The sequence below is a fragment of the Zongyangia sp. genome (assembly GCF_965361945.1).
On sequence record NZ_CBDTOK010000090.1, the window covers coordinates 1 to 7103 of the forward strand.

General features: G+C 46.4%; 7 protein-coding genes. 1 reads left to right on the forward strand and 6 read right to left on the reverse strand.

Annotated elements, in window-relative coordinates; all coding sequences use genetic code 11:
- Positions 1-382 precede the first annotated feature (382 nt).
- A complete protein-coding gene (locus ACZ25G_RS05685) occupies positions 383-727 on the reverse strand; it encodes a hypothetical protein (RefSeq protein ID WP_022132183.1) in 345 nt (114 codons plus the stop codon).
- A 20-nt stretch (positions 728-747) separates the two neighbouring features.
- A complete protein-coding gene (locus ACZ25G_RS05690; protein WP_022132182.1) occupies positions 748-999 on the reverse strand; it encodes a helix-turn-helix domain-containing protein in 252 nt (83 codons plus the stop codon).
- A 215-nt stretch (positions 1000-1214) separates the two neighbouring features.
- Here ACZ25G_RS05690 and ACZ25G_RS05695 point away from each other — a divergent pair, with 215 nt between their 5' ends.
- On the forward strand, positions 1215-2960 hold the full coding sequence (locus tag ACZ25G_RS05695; protein WP_191481538.1) for an ammonium transporter: 1746 nt from the start codon (positions 1215-1217) through the stop codon (positions 2958-2960).
- 102 nt (positions 2961-3062) lie between these two features.
- Here the strand turns inward: ACZ25G_RS05695 and ACZ25G_RS05700 are convergent, their stop codons facing one another.
- The 4 genes from ACZ25G_RS05700 to ACZ25G_RS05715 all read right to left on the reverse strand — a co-directional run.
- Entirely contained in the window at positions 3063-3812 is a 750-nt protein-coding gene (locus tag ACZ25G_RS05700) for a nucleoside/nucleotide kinase family protein (protein ID WP_191481537.1), read from the reverse strand.
- A 117-nt stretch (positions 3813-3929) separates the two neighbouring features.
- On the reverse strand, positions 3930-5645 hold the full coding sequence (locus ACZ25G_RS05705) for a transglutaminase-like domain-containing protein (RefSeq protein ID WP_463681830.1): 1716 nt from the start codon (positions 5643-5645) through the stop codon (positions 3930-3932).
- A gap of 6 nt (positions 5646-5651) precedes the next feature.
- Positions 5652-6494, reverse strand: a complete 843-nt coding sequence (locus tag ACZ25G_RS05710; protein ID WP_463681831.1) for a hypothetical protein — start codon at positions 6492-6494, stop codon at positions 5652-5654.
- The coding region (locus ACZ25G_RS05715) for a DUF58 domain-containing protein (RefSeq protein ID WP_463681832.1) at positions 6494-7103 on the reverse strand (610 nt) is incomplete at its 5' end. The genes ACZ25G_RS05715 and ACZ25G_RS05710, both read right to left, overlap by 1 nt.

Sequence of the window (7103 nt, forward strand, 5' to 3'; positions counted from 1 at the left end):
GTAGGCTCCGCCGCCGAAGTCGGTATTTCTTCCGGCTCTTTTGTCCCGCTCCACGGCATAAAGGCGATAAGCGGGATCGCGACGATCACCAGCGAAAGAACCGTCGCGAATTGTCGTTGTATCCTCTTCACATTGCCACCCCGCTGTCCGCTTCAAGGGATAGCCACCATTCCTGATTGTTCCGGAAGCGCTCATTCGGGCAAACGTCGCAATCTTCCGCCGCGCACCCGCTACAATACCGCTTTTGAAATTCCGTGTCCCACGGCGCTTCTAATATCGGGAGGGAACGCAAGAACCGCCCCAGCTCTTGCGCGCCCGCCGCGATTGTTTCAAAGTTTGTTTTGCTCATATTGAATAGCCGTCCTTCCTAAACTGCGGCGGATTAGCTTTCCTCCGCTTCTTTTCTTTTCGCGATTTCGATATTAAGGTTCATTTTCCAGTAGTGAAAATGATTGAACATTTCTTGCGTGTAAAGAAGCCCGTCCGCCCGCCGAACGTCAATTCCCATTGTGATTTGCAGGAATTCGGCAAGCCCGCAAAAGCGCCCACAAAGATTTGTGATGGTGTTCAACTTCTGTTCTTCGGTGTATTCCCTGTTTTCGTATGCCGCTTTGCCCTCTGCAACATACTTTTGCATACGGTCGATCAATTCGATAACGATTTCTTCTTTTGTGTCCTGCAAGCCCTTGTCGCTAACGGTCAGCGCTCCTAACTGGTACTTTTTCATATTGAATAGCCGTCCTTTCGTTATTGATTTGCGGCGCGCCTGTTGCCCCTGCGCCTGATATTCTCTTGTGCGGTCTGCTGTGCAAGGTCGGCGCTATAAACAGGACGCTTGTTTTCGTCAAGCTCTCCCGTGTATCCGCGTTTAAGCTCTTCGTAAATAGCGGCGACGCTTCTTCCGATCTTCGCGGCAATCTCCACCGTTCTAATTCCTTCGCCGTAAAGCGCTTCGATCTCTCGGCGCTGATCGAACGTCAAATACGAATACCCGTCCATTTTCAAGCCTCCTTCCGCCGATTTGATAAAAAAATAAAGCAGGAAAACCGTTTCGGTTTTCTCTGCTTTTAATGTTACTCCGCACAATAGTCAAAAAATTTTAAAAAAAATTTGACAACAATTTCATTTTGTGGTAAGATGACAGCCATAAGAACAAAGGCGTTCAAAAAAACGCTTTTGTTCTTTTTTTATTTTACAGAAAGTGAGGGCTAATTATGGAGTTTTCTGTCATCGATACCCTATGGGTCTTCCTTGCGGCCATCCTAGTTTTTTTCATGAACTTGGGATTTGCCAGCGTAGAAGCAGGTTTTGCAAGGTCGAAAAACACGGTTAATATCCTATCGAAAAACTTTATTGTTTTCGCAGTTTCCTCTCTGGGATTTATACTCTTAGGCTGGGGACTTATGTTTGGTGGAGACAACCCTTTCATGGGAACCGAACATCTATTTATTCTTGGAAATCAAGATCTTTCATTTTATGATCAAACCTTGACCTCCTCTGTTCCCTTCTGGGGGAAATTCTTCTTCCAGCTCGTGTTCTGCGGTACAGCTGCAACCATCGTATCCGGCGCTGTAGCAGAACGTGTCAAATACGTCACTTTCATTATTTTCTCTTTTGTCCTGACCCTCGTCATCTATCCAGTTATCGGTCACTGGGTCTGGGGCGGCGGATGGCTGGCAGATCTTGGATTTATGGATTTTGCTGGCGATTCCGTTGTTCACTCTGTTGGTGGCTGGGCGGCACTGGCCGGCGCAATGCTGCTGGGACCGCGCATTGGAAAATATGGCAAGGATGGAAAACCAAGAGCAATTCCCGGACACAGTATGTCTTTGGCAGTGATCGGACTTTTTGTTCTCTGGCTAGGATGGTTTGGGTTTAACCCCGGCTCGACAATGAGTTTCCAGAATCCATCCGATGTCTTCCATATTCTGATGACAACCAACACTTCGGCCATTGCAGCAGTGCTTACATCGACGATTACATCTTGGATTGTCTTGAAAAAACCAGATTTGGGGATGACCATCAATGGCTGTCTCGCCGGCCTGGTCGGTGTTACCGGTGGCTGCGCCTATGTAACGATTGAAGCTTCCATACTGATTGGCGCACTCTCTGGCATCTTGGTAGTATTTGCTGTTGGCTTCTTTGATAAGCTCAAAATTGACGATCCGGTAGGCGCAACTTCTGTCCATCTGGGATGCGGCGTGTTTGGTACCATATGCGTTGGCCTTTTCGCCAAAGAAGGAGTGACCTCTCTTTCTACCACAAATGGCTTATTCTATGGAGGCGGTTTCAACCTTCTTGGCATTCAGTTGATCGGTATCATTGCCATTGGCGCCTTTACCTTTATTACCTCTGGTCTGGTCTGGTTTGTCCTGAAAAAGACCATGGGCATCCGTGTTTCCCGTGAAGAAGAAATTCAGGGATTGGATATCGGCGAACACGGTAACATTGCCTATCCGGATTTCGCCCCTGTTACGGAAACATTTGAGGATGAGACTTCCATTGGGGATATGGCTGTACCTGTTGCCACTACGCAGTCGGCAGTTAGCGTAGAAAAGGCAGTACCGGTTGAACATCATGAGACAGCTGGGGCAAAAATCACCAAGGTCTGCATTCTGACCAATCAGAATAAATTCTCTCAATTGCAGGAATCTTTAGATAAGCTGGGGATCACCGGTATTACTGTCACAAACGTCTTTGGTTATGGACGGCAAAAGGGTCACACCCTCTACTTCAGAGGGAATCCAGTATCTTCTCGCTTGTTGCCTAAGGTTAAGATTGATATCGTCGTCTGCAAGATTCCGGTGGAAACACTGATTAAAACTGTTCGGGATAACCTCTATACAGGCAATATTGGTGACGGTAAAATCTTCGTCTATGACGTTGAGGATGTTGTTAAGATCCGTACTGGAGAGCGCGGTTATGATGCGCTACAGGACGAAGTTATAGGAGACGATTAATGCTTAATATTTCTTCCTACACAGTATAAGAATAATGTAGGATCTCTATAATAAAATCCCCCTTGTCGATCGACAAGGGGGATTTTATTATAGAGATGTTTCTCATTTCAAAACAGAAAAGCTTCCATCGGCATCCATCGTAAGGGAAAGATCGCCTAACCTACTCCCCTGTAAAACACGACGAAGGCTGACGCCATCGCCTGTTTTATAGAACTCCTCCGCCTCTTCTCTGGAGAATCCGCCAAGCATCTTTCTTCCAATGAGACGTTCTTTCAGGTCCTTCTCTTCAGCACGGATATAGACCGTATAGTCTGCTAGGGAAGCCAACTCCTTCCATTGTCCCTCCTGGAACAATAGCCAGTTGCCTTCAATCAGCACAATTGGTGCAGTCACCAGCAATTTTTCCTCGACAACGTCATGCAAACGGCGGTCATAAATAGGCCACATGGGATCACCTTGCCTCAGAGCCTCCAATTTTTCTCTGAAATGCGGTACATCATAGGTTTCTGGACTTCCCTTTAGTTGCTTCATAGGAAGCACGGTTCCGTCTTTCTGTTTGACAGTATGGGCAAGAATATAGTCTTGGTGATAATGAAAACCGTCCAATCCTATGGCCTGCATAGCAGTACAGTTATTCTCCTTGGAAAGATGCGCTAAAAACATGGCGAGGGTCGATTTGCCGGTTGCGGGCGGTGCCGCTAAAAAGACAATGATCCGTTTTCCCCGTTCCTTCTGCATCTGATCCAGTCGATGAAGCAAAGGCAGAAAAATTTCATCAATATTTTCTTGGGTAAACTTTGCCTCCACCGGCAGTCCATTGACCAAGAATGAAAAAGTTTTCCATGTTTTCATTGGTGACACCCCTAGCTATGATAAAAATAGTCTTCTAAATCCCGTTTAATAACAACTATTGTTATCATAACACAAAACGGAAAAAACGCCAAGAGAAACGAAAGCGTAGGGCTATAGCTAAAATACATGATAAAAATATCGGGACAGTAGCCGACGTGTAGAGGTTTGATGTTTGCACAGCGCTTGAGCCAATTGATGGCTAAAATGCAAAACTTGCCGTCTTTCTTCTTCCGTGCAAGACACACCAGAAAAGCGGGCTTTCTGCACATTCCTGAGCACCATTGTCAATTGATCCTCATGAAGCCATGGAAGCTTCTGACATACTTTTTGGCTATAACTTTCGGGGGTATCCAAGTTTTCCGGATTATCACATTCGGCTATATGGAGCATCAATTGTATCCATCGATAAGCTGCTAGAACAGCTGCATCGGTATCCTCTTGTATAAGCTTCTGGCGCCTGTTATATAGTGCAATCTTCCGGGCCAAAAATGTAGCGAGTACCAGCAGGACGATCACACCGGCGGCATAAGCCACAAAAATCCAATTTGCCGACATACCCGGTCTATTTGCATTTTGAGTTTCCGGGATCGATGATGAACTTTGACTGGACTGGGACTCTGCATCGGGCTCTGAGGAAACCGCAGGATCTTCATTTTCTAGATTGTCTTCTTCAGGTATGGACTGCCCCTGCTCTTCGGTATAGCCAGGGGTCATTTCAACAGGAATCCATTCCATTTGGTAAGGGTCATAGACCTCTACCCACGCATGGGCCTGACTGTCGTCAATTGGGAAGTATCCATCCTCATCCCGGCTTTTCTCAAAGTCAGCAGCAGAAATTCCAAATCCTTCCGCATAGCGGGCTGGTATCCCCATCGACCGCAGCAATACAGTGGCCGCAGTAGCAAAATGGACACAATATCCCTCTTTGCTTTCGCTGAGAAAATAGGTGACAAAATCCTCTTCTTCGGGGATGATTTCCGGCGCCAAGGTGTACCGGCATTGTTGAGCTAAAAGACTGCGTAAATTCTCGCAGATCTGCTCCACATTCAGATATAGCCCACCAAATGTGTCGTAAGAAAAGATCGGCGCCAGTCCATATTGGCTGCGCAACGTATCGGCCCTATCCTTTACATCCGCCGGCAAGGCTGTGTAAGTATCATATACATACCTGCGGTAAGCATATTGTTCGCTCAAAAATGTATCAAAAGTGATTCCCCTCTCATTGGTCCACCCTTGGTTTGCCTCCACAAAGGATCCGTTAATCATAGAAGTATCCAGGTAGATATAGTCCAAGCTGTCCCGGCTTTCGTCAACCGGACCTTGAAAATAAACCGGACCTGGTGTCCGCGCAATGGGATAGGATTGGAGCACATAGTCATCAATCCCTCCAAAGCCAGCAGTAGCCGCCGCTGTATCCTGGATAAACCAAGCCTTACCCAATTCTTCTATTCTGGTTCTTAGACCATTAGGGATCAAAAAAGTAGAGTTTCCCAACGCAATGTTTTGGATGGAAATCTCCTGCAAAGGTGCTTCGTAGGACAGGGCGTCATTTCCCTGGAAAAAGGAAAGATAGTCCGCCAACATGGTTTGAGGGATTAAATTGGAAAACTCTGTGGAAGCTTCCTCATAGTCAATATCCGGTACCTCCTCCCACTGAGAACCTGTAAAAACGGCTCCGGCGTATCCACGCAGGTAAAAGGGGACATCCATGGAAGACTTGACCTTGAGCACCGTCTCCCCTTGTGCCCGTATCGCCCCGAGATTTCTCAGATCGCCCCGGCCCAGACCAGAGTAGCCACCGCTCAACATCCTTACCAGATCAAATTTTTCCATGGCCTGTTACAGATTGTCTATCGCTGGAGGACGCTTATATTCTTGGGATGGCAAAATGAGCGAGGCACAGAGCAAAGAGGCAAGAAGCACTGGCAGCATTGCCAAGGTGGTAATATGCTGGGGAGAAAACCTCGTTGATTGGGCTCGGATTATTTTGGATTGTTTATTTTTATATTTTGCTTTGGATAGCAGGGTCAGCCGGGTTTGTGCGCTGCTTTTATAAACATACATCATGAAATAAGCCGCCATCAGGCCAAAAAAAGCCGATAAAGGCGGTGTTATCACAAAATAAAGTGCAGCACAGAGAAACGGCGCAGTACATCCAATTACGCCCCAAACACTGGGCCGGCGTATGATGAAAAACCCCAGCGCAAAAGCGATAAAAAAGTATAGAAATAGAATAAACAGTGTACTCTGCCAACTCTGCACCTGTTCGCTTACAGAATCTGTCACAAAGGTGGGAAAATCCCACATGGAATGCTCTGTAAATTGCCGCATGATCTGATTAAGTACATGCATGAAGCCCTGGCGCAGATCCGAAATGATAATCCACGCATAAAACAGCACAGCACAGATGGGAATCAATGTGATCCAATACCACTGTTTCATTGAAAATAGGATCAAAAATACAAGGATATAGGCAGATAAGCCGCCGATAATCCATTCAATCTCTACAGGTATCTGAAAACAGTATAAAAAGCAATACAAACTACCGAATAGAGCAAATACAAAAATAGCGAGCCGCATGAGGGCGAGCCAGAAATTGTCTACCGGGCGTTTAGATGCCTGAAATTCATTGGTGAGGTTCTCTAATTTATCAGAAAATAGAGTATTTCCGTTTTTTCGCATCAAACCAACACCCCCAGTTGTTGTTCTAAAGGACTGTCGTCCAATGCGACTACATCACATCCCGCCTGCTGTAGCTGAATAGCAAGATTTTCTCCCGGTCGGGTCATCAATACTGTAACCTTCCCCTTTTTCTCCGATAGAAAACTAGTCAAAGCTTCTCGGAGCATTGAGTTGTCCTCGCCGGCGGTTTCTCCTGTGGTCAGATAAACAAGATGTCTCCCCTGTATAGTTTTCCCTTGATTTAGAAACTGCGTTAACACCTCGTGGCGATTATTGCCAGACAGTGACAGCACACTATGCAACACACCGGATAAATCCCCTGTATTTGCCACTAAGGCCGTTTCCAGCGCTTCACCAGTTATCCAACTAACGGAAAAGGGAATATCCTGTTGGAGGAGGGCTATCGCCAGAGATGCAAAGGTGTCTAAAAGCCGGTCCATTTCTTCAAGCCGCGCTTTCATGCCAATATCCAGCAAAAATTGGACAGCAAACTGCAAGGGAAGCCCATATTCCTTGACCATAAGTTTATTCTGCCGTAAACTCAATTTCCAATGGACATCCCGCAGGCGGTCCCCCTGTTGATATTCCCGCATCTGAAAAATTTCAGAG